The sequence below is a fragment of the Streptomyces sp. NBC_00075 genome (assembly GCF_045041225.1).
Classification (GTDB): domain Bacteria; phylum Actinomycetota; class Actinomycetes; order Streptomycetales; family Streptomycetaceae; genus Streptomyces; species Streptomyces adonidis.
On sequence record NZ_CP108243.1, the window covers coordinates 10038005 to 10059775 of the forward strand.

The following is a 21771-nucleotide window of genomic DNA, read 5'->3' on the forward strand; positions in this document are numbered from 1 at the left end:
GCGGCTCATCCTTTCCGTATGCGGGGATCGAGGACCGTGTAGAGCAGGTCCACCGCGTGGTTGACGAGGGTGAAGAGGAGGGCGATGGCGAGCGCGGCGCCCTGGACGACGGGGTAGTCGCGTTGCAGGACGCCCTGCACGAGGAGGCGGCCGACACCGGCGTACGAGAAGACCGTCTCGGTGATCACCGAACCGCCGAGCAGCGAGCCGAACTGGAGTCCGAGGACGGTCACGATGGGCAGCCAGGCGTTGCGCAGCACATGGCGGCGGACGACCACGCCCTCGCCGAGGCCCTTCATCCGGGCCGTGCGCACGAAGTCGTCGCCGAGCACCTCCAGGACCGAGGCGCGCACGATGCGGGTGATGAACCCGGCCATCGACAGGGCCAGCGTCACGGCGGGCAGGATCAGATGCTGGATCCACGGCCACACCAGCTCGGGGCGGTTCTGGAGGATCGCGTCCAGCAGGACGAAGTTGGTCGTCGGGTGGTAGTCGAGCGAGCTGGGCATGCGGCCCAGGACCGGCAGCCAGCGCAGCCACACGCCGAACACGACGATGCCGAGCACTCCGAGCGCGAACCAGGGCAGCGAGAAGCTCACCGTGGCCACGACCCGGGTCGAGGTGTCGACCCAACTGCCCTTGCGCAGCGCGGCGATCACCCCGCTCACGACACCGAGCACGACCGCGATCGTCATCGCGGCGAGGGTCAGCTCGATCGTCGCGGGGAGGGCGTCCCCGAGCAGTCCGAGGACGCTGTTGGACCCGAAGAAGGAGGTGCCCAGGCGCAGATGCACCAGGTCGTTGAGGAAGTGGCCGTACTGCGTGAGCAGCGGCTCGTCGAGGCCGAGCGCCTTGGTGACCCGCTCCTCGTTCGCGGACACCTCGACCGCGGACATGTCGCCGCGGCCCGCCGAGAGCGAGGTCGCGGGCGAGCCGGGCAGCAGGCGGATCGCGAGGAACACCAGGGTGGCCAACGCGAACAGGACGACGGGGATGACCGCGAGCCGTCGTACGACCAACAGGGCGGTCCCGGAAGCCCACTTGGGCAGGTGCACGCGAGGAGCGAGAGAAGGCGTGGACGCGCTCATGCCGTCCCCCGTGGGTCGAGGGCGTCGCGCAGGTCGTCGCCCACGAAGTTGCACGCGACGACGAACAGCAGGGTGAGCGTGGCGGGCAGGACGACCAGCCGGGGCGCGGAGTACAGGAACTCCTGTCCCGCCTGGACCATGTATCCCCAGTCGGGCTGCGGCGGTTGGATGCCGAGGCCGATGTACGACAGCCCGGCGGCGAAGCCCGCCGCGACGGACAGCGTCATGACGACCTGGGCGAGCATCGGGCCCGCGATGTTCGGCAGCAGTTCCCGTACGAGGATGCGCGGGGTGCTTGTGCCGCCGAGGCGGCAGGCGACGACGTAGTCGCGGGCCGCCTCGCGGGCGGTCAACGCGCGGGCCAGCCGGGCGAGTCCGGGCGCGAGCGAGACGCCGATGCCGACGATCAGGCTCACTGTGCCCGGCCCGGCCGCCGCCACCAGCAGGATGACGAGAAGGATGGAGGGGAAGGAGAGGGCGAGGTCCACCAGGCGCATCAGGGCCTGTTCGACGACCCCGCCCGCGTACCCGGCGACGAGCCCGATCGCCGTGCCCGTGACGGCGGCCAGCGCGGTCGCCGCGAACGACACCAGCAGCAGCGGACGCGCCCCGTGCACCAGCCGGGCCAGCTCGTCGCGGCCTAGGTCGTCCGTGCCGAGCGGATGCCCGGCGGAGCCGAACGGCAGGAGCGCGGACGGGGTCTGGCGCAGGGGGTCGGCCTGGACGAGGAGCGGGCCGACGGCGGCCACGAGGAGTACGGCGGCCAGGACCAGCCAGGACAGGACGGCCGGCCAGGACAGCGCAAGCCGACGCCCGCGCAGGGCGGCCACGACGGACGGCCTGCGCGTGACGGTGGCCACGCCTGCGTCAGACACTCGCTTTCTCCATGTAACACCGGTGGTTCGCGAGGGCGCTGGTGTTCATGTCCTTCACCTGCGAGCCGCTGACGACGAGGTTGGTGAAGCAGGCCAGCATCGACAGGACCATGTACTCCTCCGCCCAGCGCCGCTGGATCTTCGTGTAGGCGGCGGTGCGCTGCTTGCCGTCGGGGAGGTTCTTGGCGGCGAACAGGTCGTCGGCGAGGGAGTCGACGCCGTCGAGGGTGTCCATGCCGGTGATCTTGGAGCCGTAGATTCCGGTGGGGCTGGCCATGGCGCCGACCATGTCGTTGGCGTCGGGGACGTAGGTGTTGCGTTCCCAGATCATCAGGTCGTGGTACTCGTCGTCCGGGTCGAGAAGACGGCCGAAGTAGGTGGCCGGGTCGACGGAGGTGGTCTCGACCTTGAACCCGACGTCGGTGAGGTTCTGGGCGATGATCTGGGCGGCCTTCGGATGCCACGAGTCGCTCGCCGCCATGATCCGGATCGTGCGGCCCCCGGCACCGGCCTCGGTGACGAGCCGCTTCGCCTGGGCGACGTTCTGGGTGCTCAGGTCGGCGAGGGCGGTGTCGTAGCCGTTCTGGGCGGGCGGGATGGTGTAGCCCTTCGGCTCGCTGCCCATGCCGAAGAACGCCTGGCTGAGGATGGCCTTGCGGTCGACGGCGAGGTTGATCGCCTTGCGGACCTTGATCTCGGGGATGCGGCGGGCGTCGATCATCATGATCGCGTCGGCGCTGTGCGGGGTGTCGTAGACGGTGACCGAGTCGTCGCCGCGCAGTTGGTCGGCGGCCGAGTAGGGCGTGAACTGGGTCGCCGACACATCGCCGCTGAGCAGTGAGCTGACGATGGCCGACGGGTCCTGGACCTGGCGCAGCACCAGCCGGTCGATGGGCGGTCTGCCGAGCCGGAAGCCGTCGAAGGCCTCCAGGGTGATGGCCTGGCCGGAGGTGGCGGAGGAGAAGGCGAAGGGGCCGGTGCCGACGAGGTGCTTGCCGATGTCGGCGCCGTACTTCTCCAGGGCGGCCTTGGAGATGATGCGGCCGCCGATGTCGGACAGCCGGCCGAGCACCGTCCGGTCGGGCTGCTTGAGGACCATCTTCACGGTGAGGTCGTCCTCGGCGGTCAGCGAGGCGACGTTGGTGCCGAGGCTCGCCAGCGGCCGGGTGCCGCCCTTGGGGAGTGTCTTGTCGTTCTCGTCGAACTGCCGCCCGAGGCTGGCCAGTACGTCGGCCGAGGTCAGGGTGGTGCCGTCGTGGAACTTGACGCCCTCGCGCAGGGTGAACGTGTACGTCAGCTGGTCGTCGGAGATCTTCCAGCTCTTGGCCAGGTCGGGCGTGGGCTCGTTGGTCTCGAAGGAGATGAAGGTCAGCCCGCGACAGATGCAGTCGACGGCCATCCAGTCGCCCAACGAGGTGTAGAAAGCCGGGTCGTTGACGGCGCTCGTCGCGTCGATGGCAAGGGTCAGCGTGCCGCCCTTGCCGCTGCCCCCGGCGTCGTCGGCCGCCGCACCGCAGGCGCTCAACAGGGCGGGCAGCCCGAAGCCGACACCCACGCCGAGGAGCCCCGCACCCCTGAGCATGGTGCGGCGCGAGACCTCCGGCGTGGTGGAGCCGGGCGAGAGCGATCCATGTGAACGGTCCGGCATATGGGCCTCCTTGGGCACCGATCCTAGGAAACTGGATCTAATGTGTGCTGGATTGGATCCAATATGAGCTTCAGGGGTCACGAAATCCTCCTCGTGTCCCAGGAGTTAAAGGCGTGTGAACCGGCGCCGCATCAACTCCGGCCAGACGACGGGGTCATGGCCGGGGATGAGCTCGTAGCCGCGTTCGGCGGCGATGCGCTTGAGTCGGCGGATCGGCTCCAGCGTCTGCTCCGGATCGACCCCGACGGAGGCGCCGATCGGCAGCTCGTGCTCGATGTTCTCGGTGAGGTCGGCGGCGTCGAAGGCGAACACGAGCCCTCCGCCGTCCGCGAGGTCGACCACGAAACTCTGGTGTCCCGGTGTGTGCCCGGCGGTGAGTACGGCCGTCACCCCGGGGGCGATCTCCACGTCACCGTCGGCCTGCCGCCAGTCGATACGGGGATCGTCGAAGTCGACCCGGAAGATCGAGTGCCGCTCCACCTCGGGCCGCCCCGACAACCCGTAGGCCAGCTCGGCCTGTTGCACGTGCACCGGCACCCGGCCCGCGAAGTGCTTCAGCCCACCCGCGTGGTCGGCGTGCAGATGGCTGACGGCCACCGCGTGGATCGCGTCCATCGCGATACCGGCCGCGTCCAGCGCCTCCTCCAGCGGTTCACCGGTGCCGGGCAGGATCGGACGGTAGTTGGGGGAGGCGTAGAAGCGGCGCCGGAGTGCGGGGTCCCGGATCAGGGCCGTGTTGAAGCCGGTGTCGAGCAGCAGCCAGCCGCCGTCGCACTCCAGCAGCACCGCGGGTACGGGTTCGCGCAGCCGCTCCTCGTACGGGGCGCCGTACACCGAGACCGACTTGGGGAGTTCCTCCCAGCCGAGCAGCAGCGGCACGATCCGCCGCACACCGTGTCGTGTCATGCTCGAACCCGGCCTCTCCGCCAGTCTGCAAGGATCCACACCATAGATATTTGGATCCAATGATGGGTTGCGGCGAAGTAAACAACCGGCAGGGCCGCACCCGGTCAGGAGAGGGCAGGGCCGGTCCCGTCAGTAGACGGACAGCCCGTATGCGCTCAGTACTTCCTGGATCGGCTGGTAGTAGGTGGTCCCTCCCGAGGTGCAGTTCCCGGTGCCGCCGGAGAGGATGCCGACGACCTTGTCACCGGCGTAGAGCGGGCCGCCGCTGTCGCCCGGCTCGGCGCAGATACTGGTCTGGATCAACCCGGAGACGATGGTGCCGCCTCCGTAGTTGACGGTCGCGTTCAGCGCGGTGACCACACCGCAGTGGACACCGGTGGTCGCTCCCCGACGGCAGACCCGCTGGCCGACGTAGGCGGTCGCGGTTCCGGTGACGTCGACGGTTCCGATGGTGCCGGGGTGAGGTACGGCCGGGTTGTCGTACCGGACGACACCGAAGTCGTTGCCCGGGAAGCTGGTCCCCGTGGTGGGGCCGATCGCCGTCGTCATGGCGGAGCTGGTGTACCAGGTGGACGCGCCCTCGGTGCAGTGGCCGGCGGTGACGAAGTAGTACGTGGAGCCGCTCTGCACGTTGACCCCTGCCGAGCAGCGCCAGCCGGCGGTGTAGACGCCGTCGCCGCCCGACAGGAGGGTGCGCAGTCGGCCGTCGAGCCGTTCGAGGGTCATGGCACCGGCGGAACGCGCGGTGGCCCGGCGGAGCCTGGCCAGGTCGGCGTCCGTGACCGTGGAGTCGGCGAGCACCCGCAGTCTGCCGGTGCGCTCGTCGACGGCCCAGGTCGTTCCGGCGATTCCCAGGGACTCGACGGCCGAGGCGGTGGTTTGCACGGAGCCGGGGCCGGGTGCCGCGGTCGCGCCGGTGTCGGACACCGCGAGCGCGGTCACGACAAGCAGGCTCACCACCGAGGCGATCAACCGTGGACGTCCGATGGCGGTACGGAGTGCTCTGATCACCGAGGTCTCCCCGAGGACGGTGTGCGGTGTGCGGTGATGAAGGGCAGTGTGCCCGGCCGCGCCCGGTGCGGGTAGGCGTCCGTCGGCCGAAGGAGTCGGGCGAAGGAGTCGGGCGAAGGAGTCGGCTGGCGGAGACGCACGGCCGACGGCTCGGTTCGGTGCGCGAAACGCGCGCGAAACGGACCTTTCCTAAGCTTCCGTATGTGCCTCTGACAGTTCTTGACGCCCCCACCGAGTGGAGCCGGTTCACCGACGGGTCCATCGAACGCCGGATGCTGCTCGCCCTCGAAGCCCGGCTCGGCACCGTGCTGCGCCCGAAGCCGCTCATGCTGCCCGACGGCAGCCGGGTCGAGGTCGAGGGGATCGACGCGGCCGGCCGGGTGCTCGTCCAGCTCGTCGCCAACCAGGGCGCCTACAAGCCCGCCTTCCGCAACAAGGTCATGGCGGACATGTTCAAGCTGCTCTGGCTGCGCGACTCGCTGCCGACCACCGAACGGACCGTGCTCCTCGTCACCGAGGTGATCGTGCCGGCGCTCGGCGGATGGGTGGCGCGGGCCGCCGCCGATCTGGGGATCGAGGTCCATGTGTTCGGCGGCGACGAGGCCGTAACACCGCTCGGTGCCGCGTGACATCCAGGAAACAGAACGGCGGGCCCTGACGAAACACAGGGCTTCTACCGTCGGGAGCACCTAAGCGGATTTCCGCGTGGCAGTTCTCGCACTCGCCACGCACGCTCTCCGACTTCCAGGATCGGGCCTCCGTGCCCGCGACATGGATGGGAGCGTGAAGGTGACTGGTACGCCAGCCCTCGAACTGCGGTCGGTGCACCGGACCTACGGGTTCGGACCAGCGGCGACGATCGCCCTCGACGACGTCGGGTTGACCGTCCCCGCAGGCCGTTTCGTCAGCCTCATCGGGCCCAGCGGCTGCGGGAAGTCGACGCTGCTCAGGATCGCCGCGGGCCTTGAGGAACCCGACCACGGCGAGGTCCGGGTGCACGGCGTGCCGCCGGCCCGGGCGTGCGCGGCGAAGATGATCGGGCTGGTACCCCAGAGCCCGGCCCTGCTGCCCTGGCTGTCGGTGCTGAAGAACGTCACCCTGCCGCACCGGATCAACAGGCGGGCGGCACGGCGGCGGGAGCGGATCACCGGCTCGGGCGAGCGGGCGACGAGCGCGCCCGACATGCGGGAACTCCTCGTCAAGGCGGGTCTCGGGGAGGCCATGGACAAGCTTCCCGCCGAGCTGTCCGGCGGAATGCGGCAGCGGGCCGCGATCGTCCGGGCCTTCGGTCTGCGACCCGACGTACTTGTGATGGACGAGCCCTTCTCGGCGCTGGACGAGTTCACTCGGGAGAGCCTCCAGGACCAACTCCTCGATCTCTGGGACGAGTTGAAGACGACCGTACTGTTCGTCACCCACTCCGTGTCCGAGGCCGTACGGCTGTCCGACACCGTGGTCGTGATGGCCCCGCGGCCCGGCCGGATCGTCGACACCATCGAGATCGACCTTCCCCGGCCGCGCAAGGACCGGCTCTTCGCGGAGCGCCGTTTCCACGAGTACGAGGACCTGGTCCGCGACCGGCTGCACAGCGCGTGGCACCGGGAAGCGGCGTGAGCGGCGTGGGTGAGATGAGCGAGGTGAGCGAGGTGAGCGAGGTGCGGGAGATGACCGTGGTCGACGCTCGCACCGAGCACGCCACCAACAGCAGGCCGCCCGTGGAACCGTCCCGCTTCAGCCTCCGCCATCCACGGTCCCGCATCGCGTGGATCCGGCCCGCCGTATGGGCTCCGTTTGTGCTGATGGTGGCGGTGCTCGCGGTCCTGTGGCACTGGGGCGCCGAGAAACTGCCCTATCTGCTGCCGCCGCTGTCCGACATCGGCCACTCGCTCAGCTCGGACCTCGGCTACTACACCGGGAACGCCATGGTCACCCTCGGGGAGGCGACGGCCGGTCTGGCGATGGGGTTCGCCGCCGCGTTCGTCCTCGCGGTGCTGACCAGCGAACTCCCGCCGCTGCGGCGGGCCGTCATGCCGATCGCGGTCGTCCTCAATGTGACCCCGCTGGTGGCCATCGCGCCCGCCCTGGTCGTGGCCTTCGGGTTCGGCCCGACGCCCAAGCTGGTCATCGCGGCGCTGATCTGCTTCTTCCCGATCTTCATCAACGTCTCGGCCGGCCTGCGGTCCGTACCCCAGCAGGTGCTCCAGGTGTACCGGACGATCGACGCGAGCCGGCTGGAACTGCTCTGGCACGTCCGTGTCCCCAACGCGCTGCCCTATCTGTTCGCGGCGCTGCGCATCGTCTTCCCGCTGTCCATCGTCGGCGCGGTGGTGGCCGAGATGTCGGCCTCGGGCTCGGCCCGCGGCCTGGGCACCGCCATCAGCGTGGCCTCCTCCATGAACCAACTACCGGTCGTATACGCCTCGATCCTCGTCCTGGCGGTCATGGGCGTACTGCTCCTGCTCGTCGTGAGCCTGGTCGAACGCCGCGTTCTGCACTGGCACGACAGCGCACACGACTGACCGGCCCGCTCACCGCACATACGACTCACCGCACATACGGCTGGCGCTCACAGCCGAGTCCCACCACACCCTCGCCCGGCGGACACCGCCAGTCTGGAGTCACCCATGCCTTCCCGCCTCAGCATCAGAGCCGCCCTCGCCTGTGCCGCCGCCCTCGCCATGACCGCCGGGGTCGCCGGATGCGGCTCCGGTTCCGGCTCCGACAGCGGCTCCTCGAAGGGCTCAGAGGGGTCCGCGATCTCCGCCGATCGCTGCGCCGAGAACAAGGCCGCAGGCAAGATCACCTACCTGTCGGGCTACCAGTACCAGTCGTCGGTGTCGATCCTCGAGTACATCGCCGCCGCCAAGCTCGGCTATTTCAAGGATCTCTGCCTCGACGTCACCCTCAAGCCCGGCACCGGCGACACCGCGCAGAACACCAAGCTCCTCGCCAGCGGCCAGGCCACCGTGAGCCCGATCTCCGAGCAGGACGTCATCCAGGCCCGGGCCAACGGGATCGACATCACCGGCGTCTCCTCGTACTCGAACTCCGGCCTGGACATCCTGATGACCAACAAGGACATCACCAAGCTGACCCAGCTCGACGGCGAGGTCGTCGGCCACAAGGGCTACATGCCCGCCACCGTCCGGGCGATGCTGGTCAAGGCCGGCGTGAAGTACGACTCGCTGAAGCTGGTCAAGCAGGGTTACGACCCCTCCGTACTGCCTCGCCGGCAGGGCGGCCTCGCCGCGCTCACCGGGTTCGTCTCCAACGAGCCCAACCAGCTCAAGGCGGCGGGCAAGCCGGTCACCGTGTGGCAGCCGTCCGACTTCGGTGTCCCCGGCTCGCTCGGCGCGATGGCCGTCAACCCGGCGTTCGCCGAGAAGCACCCGCACGCCGTCGAGGACATCCTGCGCGCCGCGCTGCACGCCTACGACTACTGCACGGCCGACACCACGAAGACCGCAGAGTGCGTCGGCTACGCGGCCGACCTGTCCGGGCCGACGTACGACAAGAAGCTGAACACCACCATCTGGAACACCGAGACACAGATCGTGAAGAACAGCCCGACCCCCGGCCAGCCGCGCGGCGGCATCGACACCGCCAACGTGAAGGGGATCGTGGACATGCTGCGCCAGTTCGACATCGTGTCCGGCGAGGTGACCCCGGCCGGCGCCGAGGAATGGTTCGACGGGTCCTTCGTGAAGAACATCCACGACGGGGACAAGCTGGTCTGGCCCGCCCCGTAGCCGCCGTCGTCCCGCACAGCCCACGAAAGGCCCGCAACGTGCCCACGAAAGAGTACGGAATCTTCCTCCCCATCGGGAACGGTGGCTGGATGCTGTCCACGACCGCGCCCCACCCGGAGGCGAACTACGCCTGGAACAGGCGTGCCGCGGTGCACGCCGAGAACATCGGCCTCGACTTCGTCATGTCGATGGCGAAGTGGCGCGGCTTTGGCGGCAGCACCGACCACTGGGGGCGCTCCCTGGAGTCGATGACGATGATGGCGGCGCTCGCCGAGGCGACCAGCCGGGTCAAGATCTGGGCGACCCTGCACGCCAACGTCCACAACCCGGCCGTCGCCGCGAAGATGTTCGCCACCCTCCAGGACATCTCCGGCGGCCGGGCCGGACTGAACATCGTCAACGGCTCCTACGCGGAGGAGTTCGAGCAGTTCGGCGAGTGGGACCCGAAGCTCGCCCACGCCGACCGCTACCGGATGACGGAACTGTGGACGGAGGCGGTCACCCGCCTGTGGAGCGAGGACTCCGTCACCCTGCGCACCCCGTACTTCGACCTGGTCGACTGCGAGTCCCGGCCGCGCCCCCAGGTCCGCCCCACCGTCATCAGCGCGGGCCGCTCCGAGGACGCCCGCCGTTTCCAGGCCAAGTACGCCGACGGCGCGTTCCTGGCCGCCGAGAGCCTGGAGGAGATGCGCGAACTGTCGGCGGACGTCCACGAGCGGGCCCGGGCGGCCGGGCGGGTCTGCAAGACCTACTCGATGCTCACCGTCGTCCAGGACGACACCGACGAACTCGCGGCGCAGAAGGTGCGCGAGTGGGGCGCCGGCCTGGACCGGGAGGCACTGGTCCACATGCGGCGGGCCTGGGGCATCCCCGAGGAGCAGGCCCGGGCCTGGGCCGACGGGGCCGACGGCGAGGCGGCGTTCCAGACCCCGTACGTCGCCGGGTCGGCGCGCACGGTCACCGACCACATCGAGTACATCGTGCGCGAGGCGGACCTCGACGGTCTGATGCTGATCTTCCCCGAGTACGACGAGGACATGGTGCTGTTCGGCAAGACCGTACTGCCCGAACTGCGCGCCCGCGACGGGGTGACGGCCTGATGCCCGGCACGGACGGCACCGACCTGCGGACGCGACAGTTCGCCCACCTCTCCCGCCCCGGCAGCACACCCGCGCTCCTCGTGGTCGACGTGCAACGCGACTTCGCCGATCCGGACCGGCTGACGGAGTACGGCCTGAAGGACGCCGCCCTGACCGCTCTCGACCGGGCCGTCACCCGCATCGGACACCTCGTGGACGCCGCCCGCGCGGCCCAAGTGCCCGTAGTCTGGGTGGAGTTGGGGAGCGATCCGGCACGGCCCTGGCGGGCCAGCAACTGGCTGCGCGGCGGGGACTACGACGCCCCCATGAGCCCCGACGAGCCCTGCCGCGTCGGCACGGACGGCGCCGAGTGGTACCGGATGCGGCCCGCCGAGGGCGAGGAGCGCGTCGTGAAGAGGGGCTACAGCGGGTTCCTCGGCACCGATCTCGACGCGCGGCTGCGCGCCGCCGGCTGCGGCTGGCTGACCGTGGTGGGGCTGACCAGCGAGTGCTGTGTGTACGCCACCGCCCAGGACGCCGTGCAACACGACTGGCCGGTCGTGGTCCCCACCGACGCCACGGCCGCCTACGACCTCGACGTCAACGCGGCGGCCCTCCAGCAGCTCGCGCTGAACGTGGCCGTGCTCGCCGACGCCGACGAGGTCACCGCACTGTGGGAGAGGAACTCGCGATGAGCGGCATGCACATAGGTTTCGACCTCTCCTTCACCCACACCGAGGGAGCCTGGGCCCGGCCGGGCTCCTGGGTGGGGCTGGACTTCCCCGACGTACGCATGTTCATGGAACTGGCGCGGACGGCCGAACGCGCCGGGGTGGGACTGCTGTTCTTCGGTGACGGCAGCGGCATCCCCAGCACCTGGCGCGGCGGTATCGGGCCCGCCGTGGAGTGGGGCATCCAGTGGCCGCGTCACGACATGTCGCCGGTCATCGCGGCGATGGCCACGGTGACGGAGCGGATCGGCTTCGGGCTGACGTACTCGTCGACGTTCATGCACCCGTTCTACGTCGCCCGGCTGCTGAACTCCCTCGACCATGTCACCGGCGGGCGCATCGCGTTCAACGTGGTCGCCTCCACCCGGGGCGCGGACGCGGCGAACTACGGCTACGGCGAGCTGATGGACCACGATCTGCGCTACGAGCGCATGGAGGAGTTCGTCGAGGTCTGCCGTGCGCTGTGGGACTCCGTGGCACCCGACGCCATCGTGCGCGACCGGGAGACGGGCCGCTTCGCCGATCCGGCCAAGGTGCACCCGATCGACCACAAGGGCCGCTTCTTCGATGTGAAGGGACCGCTCGCCTCCGTACCCGGCCCACAGATCCACCCGCTCATCGTCCAGGCGGGCAACTCGCCCCGTGGCATCGCCGCGTCGGCCCGCTTCGCCGACCTGATCTTCGGCTTCGGCGGCAACCTCGCCTCCCAGCTGCGGCACCGCCGACTCCTCGACGAGGCCCTCCTCGCCGAGCGCCGGGACCCGGCCGACACGGGCATCCTCTGGGCCACCCAGGTCATCGTCGGCCGGACGGCCGCCGAGGCACGGGCGCGCCGCGACGAGGTACACACCTTCTGGAACGAGGAGACCGTCGCCGTCCACCTCTCGCACAACATGGGCTACGACCTGTCGACGCTCCCGGAGACCTTCCGGCTGGGCGAGCTGCGCGACGAACTCGTCGCGGCCAACGCGTCCCCCGCCGGGCTCGTCGGCTCGCTCGTCGCGGAGTTCGGGGAGGAGTCGACGATGAGCCGCGACGAGTTCTTCGACCACGGCCGGGGCCGGGCGACCGGGCTCGACCACAGCATCGTCGGGGACGCGGAGTCGGTCGCCGACGCTTTGCAGGAGAACTTCGCGGCGACCGGGGCACGCGGCGGCTACATGCTGTCCAGCCCGCTCGCCATGCCCTCCGGTCTCGCCGACATCAGCGAACTGCTGCTGCCGGAACTGCGCCGCCGTGGCGCCCTAGCCTCCCCGGCCGCCGGCGCCACACTGCGCGAGAACCTGGCGGTGTGACATGACCGCAGGGAGCGAGCGACGGAACTGGCTCGCCCTCGCCAGCCTGTGCACGGGGTTCTTCATGCTGCTGCTCGACAGCACTGTCACCTCGGTCGCCCTGCCCGCGCTGATCGACGGGCTGCACACCGGCGAGGCCCGCGCGATGTGGGTCAACAGCGGGTATCTCATCGCCTACGCGGTCCCCCTGGTCATCGCCGGACGGCTCGGCGACCGCTACGGGCATCGGCGCGTCCACCTCGTCGGACTGGCCGTCTTCACCGCCGGGTCGCTGCTGTGCGCCCTCGCCACGAGCATCGAGGGCCTCATCGTGTGGCGGGTCGCGCAGGGCGTCGGCGCCGCCCTGATGACCCCGCAGTGCCTCACCCTCATCAAGGCCCTGTTCAGGCCGCCGCGTCTGGCCGTCGCCCTCGGCGTCTGGGGCGCGGTCGGCGGGGCCGCCGTGGCCGCCGGGCCGCTGGTCGGCGGGTTCCTCGTCGCCGTCGGCGGCTGGCCCGCGGTGTTCTGGGTGAACGTCCCGGTCGGCGTCGCCGCGATGGCCGCCGTGTCGGTGTTCGTCCCCGCCCTGCCGCGCCAGACGGCGGCCATCCCGGTCTGGGCGATCTGCGCCAACGCGGCCGGAGCCGGGGCACTCGTCCTCGGCGTCCAGGGCACCGACGCGACCGGCACGGACGTGTGGGGGATACCGCGCTGGCTGCTTGTCTGCGCCGGAGCCCTGACCGTCGCCGCCGTCGTGTGGCTGCAACGCGGCCAGGGGACACGCGCCCTGGTGCCAATCTCCCTGCTGCGCACCCGGGGGTTCGTCACCGCGACCTGGGGCGCCGCCGCAGCGGCCTTCTGCTCCGGGTCCGCCATGATCCCGGTGATGCTGTACCTCCAGCGGGAACGCGGACTCTCGCCCGGCGAGGCGGCACTCACCCTGATCCCGATGGGCCTGGTGTGCGTGCTCGGCGCTCCGGTGTCGGCCCGCCTCAACAACGGCGTCGGGACCCGTGCCGTCGCCGTTGTCGGTGCCTGCGCCCTGGTCCTCTCCGTCGGCGCGTCCGCCGCGCTCGTCGCCGCCGATGCCCCGGTCGCCGCCCTGACCTCGGCCTTCGCGCTGTACGGGGTCGCCAACGCGTTCGTCTGGTCGCCCCTGTCCATCGCGGCGGTGACCACCGTCGCCCCGGACGAGGTGGGAGCGGCCTCGGGCGCCTTCAACGCCATGAAGCAACTCGGCGCCGTGCTGGGCAGCGCGGTCTGTGCCGTGCTCCTGACCGCGTACGGCTATGCCGCCGCCCTCTGCTCGCTCGCCGCCGTCGGGCTGCTCAGCCTGCTCTCCGCCCTGCTGCTGCGCGTCGACCCGCCCAAGGCGCCACCCATACCGGACGCGGCGACCACCGCCGCGTCCGAACTACCCACAGGAGTCGCCTGATGAAGGCCGTCGCCGTCGTCGGAAACCCCAAAGCCGCCTCGCGCACCCGTGATGCCGCCGAACGACTCGCCGCCGCCCTCGGGTTGGACTGCGAGGTCCTCGAAGTCACCGAGCTGGGGGCTGGTCTGCTCGCCTGGGACGCCCCCGAGGTCAGCGCGGCCGTGGAGCGGGTACGCGCCGCCGATGTGGTGATCGCGGCGTCACCCACCTACAAGGGCACCTACACCGGCCTGCTGAAACTGTTCCTCGACCGGTTCCCCACGGACACCGGACTCGCAGGCCAGGTGGCGCTGCCCCTGATGCTCGGCGCGGGCCCCGCACACGCGCTCGCCCCCGAACTCACCCTCAAACCCGTCCTGGTGGAACTCGGCGCGATCTGCCCCGCCCAGGGCCTCTACCAACTCGACTCCACCTACACGACGGACGACTCACTGGCCCGCTGGACCGGGCGCTGGGGCCGGACCGTGCTCGACGCGGCGAAGGCGAGGACGGCACGATGACCGCGCTCGAAGGCTTGACCTCGGACCCCGACGAGGTGCGCGAGGCGTTCGGCGGATTCCCGTCGGGAGTCGCCGCCGTCGCGGCCCGAGTCGACGGCGAGCCGACCGTCATGGTCGTCTCGTCGTTCACCGTCGGCGTCTCCTACCAACCGCCCATGGTCTCCCTCGCCGTCCAACACACCTCGACGACCTGGCCGTTGCTGGCCGGCGCCGAGAAGCTCGGTGTCTCCGTACTGGGCGAGGAACACAGCGCCAAGACCCGCCAACTGGCGTCCCGGAGCAAGGAGGACCGCTTCGTCGGCCTCGGCACCCAGGAGGCCGCGTCCGGCGCGATCTTCCTGGAGGGCGCACCGATCTGGCTGGAGTGCGCGATCGAGCACACCTACCCGGCGGGCGACCACGACATCATCGTGCTGCGGGTGCTCGCCATGCGGGCCGACGACGACCGCAGCCCGGTCGTCTGGCACCGCCGACGGCTCAAGACCTTGGCCGGCTGACCGAACCGCAGTGCCCACGGGCCCGCGGAGTGAACAGTCACTTCACAGGAATCGTGTTTCTTTTATCGACAGCTTTTATCGACAGCAGAAAAGAATGAACCCAGAGTTCCCGCCATGCGCCCGCCCCCACCCCCACCCTCCGAGGCGTTCCCCGCTCACACCCCTGCCGCCGCCCAGATCTTCACCATCGTGCTCTCCCACGGCCCGGTCACCCGGGCGGAGATCGCGCGGCGCGCCGCCCTGTCCCCGGCGGCGGTGACCAAGGCCGTCCGGCCCCTGATCGAGACGGGCTATCTGCTGGAGGACGTCGACGAGGAACACCGGCGGGCGCTCGGCCGGCCCGCCAACCCGGCGCGGGTGCACGGCGGTCGCGCGCTGTTCCTCGGGGTCAAGGTGACGGGCGACGAGATCATCGCCGTACTGACGGATCTGTGCTGCCGTATCCGGGTCGCCCGGCACACCCCGCTCGGCGACCGGCGGCCAGGAGGCGTACTCGCCACCCTGAGCGACCTTGTCCTTGAACTGCTCGCCGCTGCTGAGGAGTTGGGTGCGCAGGTCAGGGGCGTGGGAATCACCGTCTCCGGCGATGTGGACCGCACGGAGGTCATGGTGCGGTACTCCCCGTTCCTGGAGTGGCGGCACGTTCCGCTCGCGCATCTCGCCGCCATGACCATAGGGCTGCCGGTCACCGTCGACAACGACGTACGCGCGCTCACCGTCGCCGAGCAGTGGTTCGGCGCGGGGGTGGGCCTGTCTGCCGAGGCCGTACGGCAGGAAGTCAATGAATTCGTTCGCAGCAGTGGCGAGTTCGATGCCGTGGCGGACTTCGACCGCTCCGCCCCCTGAACCCGACGGCGTCTACAGCGGCGCCGGTGAGGAAGCCCCCGCGATCAGCAGGCGGGGGCTTCCCTTGCCGTTCGCGGGCACGCTCCACAGGTCGCTGCTGCCGACTTTGCCCTCGGTGGGGAGGGCGTAGGCGAGGGTGTCGTTGTCGAGCCAGGTGGCCTGGTCGTCGACGCTGTGGCGTTCGGCCAGTGCCGTCTCCTTCAGGGAATTCAGGTCGAGGACGTACTCGTGCCAGAGGGCCGTACGGGACAGGACCCGCTTCTTGAAGGCGACGCGGGTTCCGTCCGGGGAGAGCGACGGGCACTCCACGTTCTCGATCAGGGTGGTGACCGTCTGCCTGGAGAGGGAACCCCGGACCAGATACGTCTTGTTGGCGGTGTTGAGGGTGGCGTAGAACGTGTCGTCGTCGGAGGCGAAGGTGACGCCCCAGAAGTTGACGTCCGAGGCGCGGTAGGACTTGCCGTCAAGGGTGATCTTGAACGTCTCCAGGCTGGGGATCAGCCGCATCGTGCGGGTGTCCAGGATGGAGGTCCGGGTCGAGAAGAAGGCCGACGCGTAGGACTCGCCGGAGACGAAGACCGTCCAGGCGGCGAAGCGGCCGCTGGGCGAGACCCGGGCGCGGCTGGGGGTGCCCGCGAGCGCGTAGGTGTGCACGGTGCGGAGGTCGGCGTCCAGGAGCAGGGCACGGTTGCTCTGCTTGAGGACACCGGGGACGGACTGGAGGCAGACGCCGGTGCCGGCCGCCGCGTAGAAGCGCACGCACTTCAGGTCCGAGGCGGTCCGGCCCGCGCCGGGGTCGGTCGACGGGACCGACGCGACGGCCGTGCGGTGCGGGCCCGCGGCCGCGTTGACGAAGGTCAGGCGGCTCTTCTGGTCGAGCGTCAGCTTGCCCGTGCTGACGGCGGGGCCGCCCGGCTGCGGCTTGTTCGCCTGCTCCGCGCGGTCGGCGGCGTGCAGGACGACGCCGGTTGCCAGGCCCGCGAGGAGCAGTACCCCCGTGACGAGTATGAGCAGACGGCCGCGCAGCGATGTCATCCGGATCCTTGGGGCGTTGTGGCTGTGGTGTCTGTGGTCTCTGTTGTGCCTGTGGGGTCTGTGGTGGTCGTCGGGTCCTTCGGGCGCAGCACGATGCCCGCGACTGCCGCGCAGCACAGCAGGCCGACCGCCGATCCGGCCAGCGCCGCGCTGTCGCCCCACAGCGTCCAGGCGGCGCCGAAGGACAGCGAGCAGCAGAACCGGGCCAGTGCCTGGCTGGTGCCGACGATGGCCAGACCCGTGGCGCGCAGTTGCTCGGGCACGATGTCGGCGAGGGCGGCCGGGAGTACGCCGTCGGTGGCCGCGTAGAACATGCCGTGCAGGGCGAGGACGAGAAAGGGCAGGGCCGGGGTGGCCGGGGACCACAGGAGGAGGGCGTAGGCGGTGAGCAGACCCATGTGTCCGGTGAGGAACACGATGCGCCGTCCGACCCTGTCGGCCAGCGCGCCGACGGGCACGGCCAGCAGCAGGAACACCGCGGCGGTGCCCAGCGGCAGCAGCGGGAACCACTCGTCGGCGATGCCCGCACGCCTTTGCAGCAGCAGATAGACGAACGCGTCGCTGACCGTGGTGAGGCCCAGCAGAGCGGCGCAGCCGGCGAGTGCGCGGAGCCGTGGCAGGCGCAACAGGGCCAGCGCGTCCCGTACGCGGACGGGTGGTGTGCTGCTCGCCGAACCCGCTTCGTCGCTCGGCTTGTTACCTGCTTCGTTCGTTCGCGTTACCTGCCCTCTGGCGGGTACGAACAACACCAGTACGAGCACGCCGAGCCCGGCGACGCACGCGCTGACCCCGAACACGGCGTCGTAGCCGTCGGCCGCCGCGCGCAGGATGAGGAAGGCCGCCAGCGGGCCGAGCATCGCGCCGGTGGTGTCCATCGCCCGGTGCACACCGAAGGCGCGGCCCTGCTTCTCGGACGGGGTGGACAGGGAGATCATCGCGTCGCGCGGGGCGGTGCGCAGGCCCTTGCCGGTGCGATCGAGGGCGAGGACCGTACCGAGCGTGCCGATGCTGCTCGCGAGCAGGAGCAGCGGTTTGCAGAGCGCGGACAGACCGTACCCGAGCCCGGCCATCAGTTTGTGATTGCGAACGCGGTCGGCGAGATGGCCGCCGGTGAGCTGGACCAGCGCGCTGACGCCGTTGTAGACGCCGTCGAGGGTGCCGAACGCCAGCGGGGTGAAGGCGAGCGTGGTGACGAGGTAGAGCGGCAGAACGGCGGTGACCATCTCCGAGGAGATGTCGGTTATCAGGCTGACCGTCCCCAGGACGAACACGACCGGGGCAACTCTGCGCCCCGGGGCGCGTCTTCGGCCCTGTTCGGCGTCCGTCTGTGCGGGGGCTGAGCGGTCGGTGAGATACATGATCGAGACTCCAGGTGCGGTGCGATCAGTTCTGCCGGCTGCTCTCGTCCCGAAGCCAGGTACCGAAGTCCTGTGCCCGGACGGCCTTTCTGGCTCCCCGCCGGGCGGCGACCGCCGCCGCGAGGAAGACTACGACACTGGTCACGAGCCTCGGCTCCCGGCGGACCATGGCCTTGAGGTCCGCGACGCTGGTGCGCGCGGAGGCCTCTTCCGGGCCCTGATGCTGCTCGACCTGGGCGGTGGACACCGCGGCCCTGATCCGCCGTTTCATCAAGTCCGGCCAGGTGCGCGGCGGATGGACCACGACGCTCGCTCCGCCGACGACGAGCCGCTCGTGCGGGGCGAACGCCAGGGACGCGGCCAGGTCGTCCGCCATCAGCGGCGGCAGTGCGGCGATCCGGGTGTGCCCGGCCTTGGAGACCGCGATGACACCCCGGCCGAACAGCCCCTCGCGCACGGCGGGCAGACGCTGCCACACCCGGTAGTAGGCGCGCACCCGCCAGGCGCAGCCGGTCAGCGGAATCCGCCGTTCAGGGGCGGTCGCGAGAACGTCCGAGGTGTCGTCGTTCAAGGGTTCGATCAGTGCTCGTACGTCGGTGCTCGCGAGGACGACGTCCGCGTCCACGTAGAGACGGGGGAAACCGTGGGCGTGGTCGTCCCCCGCGCGAAGGGCCGCGTGTTTGGAGGGCGTTGGTATCTCGACCACCCGGACGCGGGGTCCACGATCGGCCGCGATCCGCGCGGTGTCGTCCGTGCAGCCATTGCATACAACCACGATGTCGGTCTCGTCCTCGGCGGAGCCGGCCAGCAGCGAATCGAGGAGTCGTCCGATGACTCGGGCCTCGTTGTGGGCCGGGATCACGATGCTCGTCACGTGGGCAGTATGCCGCCAGTGTCACTAATGCGATGTGTGTTTCGTTCAACCGTTCCCGTGACTGCGTTCGGTGGTCTAGATTGAGTGCCGCCGGACCGGTTTGGGTGGGGAACTTGTCCTTGACTGCATGTCATGGTTCGGCTTTGTGCATGGATTTGAGCATTTCAGTACGGGCATGCTGGGGGGCATGAGGCGGTTGGGGAACCGCCGACGCTCCCTCGCTTTCCAGTGCCGCTGTGTGGAGGGCACTTCGGACGGGGGGTAGCCGCGCATGTGGTGGGGGGAGCATGACCATTGAGGTCACGCATGAGCAAGTGGTTGTGGAACGGACCAGTCCGGAAGCCCGCCGAAGACGGTGGGAACAGAAGTATCGATTCAGCTTGTTGGTCGCCGACGGTTTCGCAGCTGCTGCCGCGGCCTTCTTGATCCACGCGGCCTACGACCGCTGGACGGTCGCCCTCGTGCTTCCCCCGACGTGGATCGCGACCATGCTCGTCCATCGTTCCTACGACCGCAGGGCGTTGGGCGTGGGCGTCGAGGAGTACCGGCGGGTGCTCCGCGGAGCCGTCGCACTGCCGGCGCTGGCCGCGGGTGTTCACTACGTGTTCACCCACGACGCGGGACTTCTTCATGACATGGTCATGGCGACGATACCCGCTGTCGCGATCGCCCTGCCGGGCCGTTACGCACTGCGCCGCCGACTCCACCGAAGATGGGCCCGGGGCCGGGACCAGAGCACGGCACTCCTGGTCGGGCCGTCCCACGGCATCGCGGATCTGGTCGCCGTGCTGCGGCGCGGCGGCGAACAGGAACTGCACATCGCCGGGGTGTGCCTGAGCGATCCGCGCAACCGCGCGGAGATCCGCAAGCTGGGGCTCCCCGTCCTCGGCGGCGTCGGCGACATGGAGAACGTCGTCCGGGCCATGGGCATCGGCACCGTGGTGGTCGTGCCGGTCCCCGGGTCCGACGGCTCCGTCCTGCGCCGGATGTCCTGGACGGCGGCCGTGCAGGGCGTCGACTTCCTGCTGGCCCCCGTACTGACCGACGTGTCCGCCGCGCGGCTCTCGGTACGGCCCACCCACGGGGTCCCGCTGATGCGGATCCAGGCACCGAACCTCACCCAGACCTCCCGGCTGCCCAAGGAACTCCTCGACCGGTCGCTCGCGGCACTGCTCCTGGCGGTCCTCGCGCTGCCGATGATGGTGATCGCCCTGATCGTCCGCCTGGACAGCGCCGGACCGACCCTGTTCCGGCAGCAGCGGGTCGGCCGCTACGGCGACCACTTCACCATGCTGAAGTTCCGCACCATGCGGCCCGACTCCGAAGACCTCCGGGCCGAGTTGGAACACCTCAACGAGAACAGCGACGGTCTGCTGTTCAAGGTGAAGCAGGATCCGCGGATCACCCGGTTCGGATCGTTCCTGCGCCGCAGCTCGCTCGACGAACTGCCGCAGCTGCTCAACGTGGTCAAGGGACACATGTCGCTCGTCGGCCCCCGCCCTCCGCTGCCCGAGGAGGTCGAGGAGTACACGCCGGAGGTCAAGCGCCGACTGCTCGTCAAACCCGGCCTCACCGGGCTGTGGCAGGTCAGCGGACGCTCCGACCTGCCCTGGGACGAGGCGGTCCGGCTCGACCTCGGATACGTGGACAACTGGTCGATGGGCCTGGACCTGACCATCCTGGCGCGCACCGGCTCCGCCGTGGTGCGCGGAACGGGGGCCTACTGATGGACCGACCCGACCGACGGAAGAGGAACCAAGTGACGCAGGGCACGCAGCCGTTGGGCACCGGACCGTCGGGTACGGAGCCGTTGGGGGTCGCGGTCGTCGGGGCCGGCTACTGGGGCCCCAACCTCGTACGCAACTTCCAGGCCAGCGAGCGGTTCCGGCTGCGCTGGCTGTGCGACCTCGACGTGGACCGCGCCCAGCGCGTCCTCGGCGGCTACTCGACGGTCCAGGCCACCGCGGACTACGCGGCCGTCCTCGCCGACCCCACCGTCGACGCCGTCGCCGTGGCCACGCCCGCCGGCACCCACCTCGACATCGCCCTGGCCGCCCTGCGCGCCGGAAAGCACGTCCTCGTGGAGAAGCCCCTCGCGGCGACCTACGCCGACGGGATGCGCCTGGTCACCGAGGCCGAGGAGCGCGGGCTCACCCTGATGTGCGACCACACCTACTGCTACACACCCGCCGTGGGCCGTATCCGGGAACTGGTCCGCTCCGGCGAACTCGGCGACATCCACTTCGTCGACTCGGTCCGGATCAACCTCGGGCTCGTGCAGAAGGACATCGACGTCCTGTGGGACCTCGCCCCGCACGACCTGTCGATCCTCGACTTCATCCTCCCCGACAACGTCGAGCCGGTCGCCGTCGCCGCCCACGGGGCCGACCCGATCGGCGCCGGACAGGCCTGCGTCGCCTATCTGACGCTCCAGCTCAACACGGGGGCCATCGCCCACGTGCACGTCAACTGGCTCTCGCCGACCAAGGTCCGTACCACCATGGTGGGCGGCGCCAAACGCACCCTGATCTGGGACGACCTCAACCCCGCCCAGCGCGTGGCGATCTTCGACCGGGGCGTGGATCTGGCCGCGCCCCAGGAGATCGGCGACGACGAACGCCGGGACATGCTCATCTCCTACCGCTCCGGGGACATGGTCGCGCCCGCCATCGGCGAGAAGGAAGCGCTGCGCAGCATGGTCGACGAGTTCGGCGACGCCATCAGGGAACGCCGGGCGCCCCTGACCGACGGCCGGGCGGGCCTCAGGGTCCTCGACATCCTGGAGGCGGCGTCCCGGAGCCTGGAATTCAAGGGCGCGGTCGTCGGCCTGCGCGCCGGGCACTGACAGTCCCACATCACTGACAG

At 70.1% G+C, this 21771-nt stretch carries 20 protein-coding genes and 1 pseudogene; 13 read left to right on the forward strand and 8 right to left on the reverse strand.

Translation table 11 applies throughout. The features are described 5' to 3' along the window. Positions 1 to 5: 5 nt before the first annotated feature. The 5 genes from OG787_RS43885 to OG787_RS43905 all read right to left on the reverse strand — a co-directional run bounded on the left by OG787_RS43885 (position 6) and on the right by OG787_RS43905 (position 5525). Entirely contained in the window at positions 6 to 1088 is a 1083-nt protein-coding gene (locus tag OG787_RS43885; RefSeq protein WP_405539029.1) for an ABC transporter permease, read from the reverse strand. Next, positions 1085 to 1963 (reverse strand): ABC transporter permease, encoded by an 879-nt coding sequence (locus OG787_RS43890; RefSeq protein ID WP_405539030.1) that lies wholly within the window; start codon positions 1961 to 1963, stop codon positions 1085 to 1087. Before OG787_RS43890 ends, OG787_RS43885 begins: the two co-directional genes overlap by 4 nt. Next, positions 1956 to 3611: an ABC transporter substrate-binding protein gene (locus tag OG787_RS43895; RefSeq protein ID WP_405539031.1), complete on the reverse strand. Its 1656-nt coding sequence runs from the start codon at positions 3609 to 3611 to the stop codon at positions 1956 to 1958. The genes OG787_RS43890 and OG787_RS43895 overlap by 8 nt, the downstream gene beginning before the upstream one ends. A gap of 105 nt (positions 3612 to 3716) precedes the next feature. Next, complete coding sequence (locus tag OG787_RS43900) at positions 3717 to 4517, reverse strand: N-acyl homoserine lactonase family protein (RefSeq protein WP_405539032.1); 801 nt, start codon at positions 4515 to 4517, stop codon at positions 3717 to 3719. 129 nt (positions 4518 to 4646) lie between these two features. Further along, positions 4647 to 5525, reverse strand: a complete 879-nt coding sequence (locus OG787_RS43905; RefSeq protein ID WP_405540761.1) for a S1 family peptidase — start codon at positions 5523 to 5525, stop codon at positions 4647 to 4649. A 206-nt stretch (positions 5526 to 5731) separates the two neighbouring features. Here OG787_RS43905 and OG787_RS43910 point away from each other — a divergent pair, with 206 nt between their 5' ends. From OG787_RS43910 to OG787_RS43960, 11 genes and pseudogenes are all read left to right on the forward strand, one after another. After that, a complete protein-coding gene (locus OG787_RS43910; RefSeq protein ID WP_369030001.1) occupies positions 5732 to 6157 on the forward strand; it encodes a hypothetical protein in 426 nt (141 codons plus the stop codon). A gap of 160 nt (positions 6158 to 6317) precedes the next feature. After that, positions 6318 to 7142, forward strand: a complete 825-nt coding sequence (locus tag OG787_RS43915; RefSeq protein ID WP_405539034.1) for an ABC transporter ATP-binding protein — start codon at positions 6318 to 6320, stop codon at positions 7140 to 7142. After that, positions 7139 to 8047, forward strand: a complete 909-nt coding sequence (locus tag OG787_RS43920) for an ABC transporter permease (protein WP_405539035.1) — start codon at positions 7139 to 7141, stop codon at positions 8045 to 8047. Before OG787_RS43915 ends, OG787_RS43920 begins: the two co-directional genes overlap by 4 nt. Before the next feature lie 105 nt (positions 8048 to 8152). Next, the gene (locus tag OG787_RS43925; RefSeq protein WP_405539036.1) at positions 8153 to 9277 is read left to right on the forward strand and encodes an ABC transporter substrate-binding protein; all 1125 of its coding nucleotides are present in this window, start codon (positions 8153 to 8155) and stop codon (positions 9275 to 9277) included. A gap of 38 nt (positions 9278 to 9315) precedes the next feature. Then, on the forward strand, positions 9316 to 10377 hold the full coding sequence (locus OG787_RS43930) for an LLM class flavin-dependent oxidoreductase (RefSeq protein ID WP_369029997.1): 1062 nt from the start codon (positions 9316 to 9318) through the stop codon (positions 10375 to 10377). Further along, positions 10377 to 11051, forward strand: a complete 675-nt coding sequence (locus OG787_RS43935) for a cysteine hydrolase family protein (protein WP_405539037.1) — start codon at positions 10377 to 10379, stop codon at positions 11049 to 11051. Before OG787_RS43930 ends, OG787_RS43935 begins: the two co-directional genes overlap by 1 nt. Further along, positions 11048 to 12382 (forward strand): NtaA/DmoA family FMN-dependent monooxygenase, encoded by a 1335-nt coding sequence (locus OG787_RS43940; RefSeq protein ID WP_405539038.1) that lies wholly within the window; start codon positions 11048 to 11050, stop codon positions 12380 to 12382. The genes OG787_RS43935 and OG787_RS43940 overlap by 4 nt, the downstream gene beginning before the upstream one ends. Position 12383: 1 nt before the next feature. Next, a complete protein-coding gene (locus OG787_RS43945; protein WP_405539039.1) occupies positions 12384 to 13796 on the forward strand; it encodes an MFS transporter in 1413 nt (470 codons plus the stop codon). After that, positions 13796 to 14296, forward strand: coding sequence for an NAD(P)H-dependent oxidoreductase (locus tag OG787_RS43950; RefSeq protein ID WP_369029993.1), 501 nt, complete (start codon positions 13796 to 13798; stop codon positions 14294 to 14296). The genes OG787_RS43945 and OG787_RS43950 overlap by 1 nt, the downstream gene beginning before the upstream one ends. Beyond that, a complete protein-coding gene (locus OG787_RS43955) occupies positions 14293 to 14793 on the forward strand; it encodes a flavin reductase family protein (RefSeq protein WP_405539040.1) in 501 nt (166 codons plus the stop codon). Before OG787_RS43950 ends, OG787_RS43955 begins: the two co-directional genes overlap by 4 nt. A gap of 114 nt (positions 14794 to 14907) precedes the next feature. Next, a pseudogene (locus OG787_RS43960) lies at positions 14908 to 15561 on the forward strand (ROK family protein); the annotation flags it as partial. A 90-nt stretch (positions 15562 to 15651) separates the two neighbouring features. Here the strand turns inward: OG787_RS43960 and OG787_RS43965 are convergent. The 3 genes from OG787_RS43965 to OG787_RS43975 are packed head-to-tail and all read right to left on the reverse strand — an operon-like array spanning position 15652 to position 18906. Beyond that, complete coding sequence (locus OG787_RS43965) at positions 15652 to 16674, reverse strand: TolB family protein (RefSeq protein ID WP_405539042.1); 1023 nt, start codon at positions 16672 to 16674, stop codon at positions 15652 to 15654. Then, positions 16671 to 18032: an MFS transporter gene (locus OG787_RS43970; protein ID WP_369029990.1), complete on the reverse strand. Its 1362-nt coding sequence runs from the start codon at positions 18030 to 18032 to the stop codon at positions 16671 to 16673. The genes OG787_RS43965 and OG787_RS43970 overlap by 4 nt, the downstream gene beginning before the upstream one ends. 25 nt (positions 18033 to 18057) lie before the next feature. Continuing rightward, complete coding sequence (locus OG787_RS43975; RefSeq protein ID WP_369029989.1) at positions 18058 to 18906, reverse strand: glycosyltransferase family 2 protein; 849 nt, start codon at positions 18904 to 18906, stop codon at positions 18058 to 18060. Positions 18907 to 19286: 380 nt separating this feature from the next. Between OG787_RS43975 and OG787_RS43980 the strand changes: the two genes are divergently transcribed. Both OG787_RS43980 and OG787_RS43985 read left to right on the forward strand, forming a co-directional pair. Continuing rightward, complete coding sequence (locus OG787_RS43980) at positions 19287 to 20633, forward strand: sugar transferase (RefSeq protein ID WP_369029988.1); 1347 nt, start codon at positions 19287 to 19289, stop codon at positions 20631 to 20633. A gap of 32 nt (positions 20634 to 20665) precedes the next feature. Continuing rightward, positions 20666 to 21751, forward strand: a complete 1086-nt coding sequence (locus OG787_RS43985; RefSeq protein ID WP_369029987.1) for a Gfo/Idh/MocA family protein — start codon at positions 20666 to 20668, stop codon at positions 21749 to 21751. Positions 21752 to 21771 lie beyond the last annotated feature (20 nt).

Coding starts and splice junctions, on each gene's coding strand:
- OG787_RS43885 (WP_405539029.1), bottom strand. CDS start 1,088: ATGAGCGCGTCCACGCCTTCTCTCGCTCCTCGCGTGCACCTGCCCAAG.
- OG787_RS43895 (WP_405539031.1), bottom strand. CDS start 3,611: ATGCCGGACCGTTCACATGGATCGCTCTCGCCCGGCTCCACCACGCCG.
- OG787_RS43900 (WP_405539032.1), bottom strand. CDS start 4,517: ATGACACGACACGGTGTGCGGCGGATCGTGCCGCTGCTGCTCGGCTGG.
- OG787_RS43925 (WP_405539036.1), top strand. CDS start 8,153: ATGCCTTCCCGCCTCAGCATCAGAGCCGCCCTCGCCTGTGCCGCCGCC.
- OG787_RS43935 (WP_405539037.1), top strand. CDS start 10,377: ATGCCCGGCACGGACGGCACCGACCTGCGGACGCGACAGTTCGCCCAC.
- OG787_RS43940 (WP_405539038.1), top strand. CDS start 11,048: ATGAGCGGCATGCACATAGGTTTCGACCTCTCCTTCACCCACACCGAG.
- OG787_RS43945 (WP_405539039.1), top strand. CDS start 12,384: ATGACCGCAGGGAGCGAGCGACGGAACTGGCTCGCCCTCGCCAGCCTG.
- OG787_RS43950 (WP_369029993.1), top strand. CDS start 13,796: ATGAAGGCCGTCGCCGTCGTCGGAAACCCCAAAGCCGCCTCGCGCACC.
- OG787_RS43955 (WP_405539040.1), top strand. CDS start 14,293: ATGACCGCGCTCGAAGGCTTGACCTCGGACCCCGACGAGGTGCGCGAG.
- OG787_RS43965 (WP_405539042.1), bottom strand. CDS start 16,674: ATGACATCGCTGCGCGGCCGTCTGCTCATACTCGTCACGGGGGTACTG.
- OG787_RS43970 (WP_369029990.1), bottom strand. CDS start 18,032: ATGTATCTCACCGACCGCTCAGCCCCCGCACAGACGGACGCCGAACAG.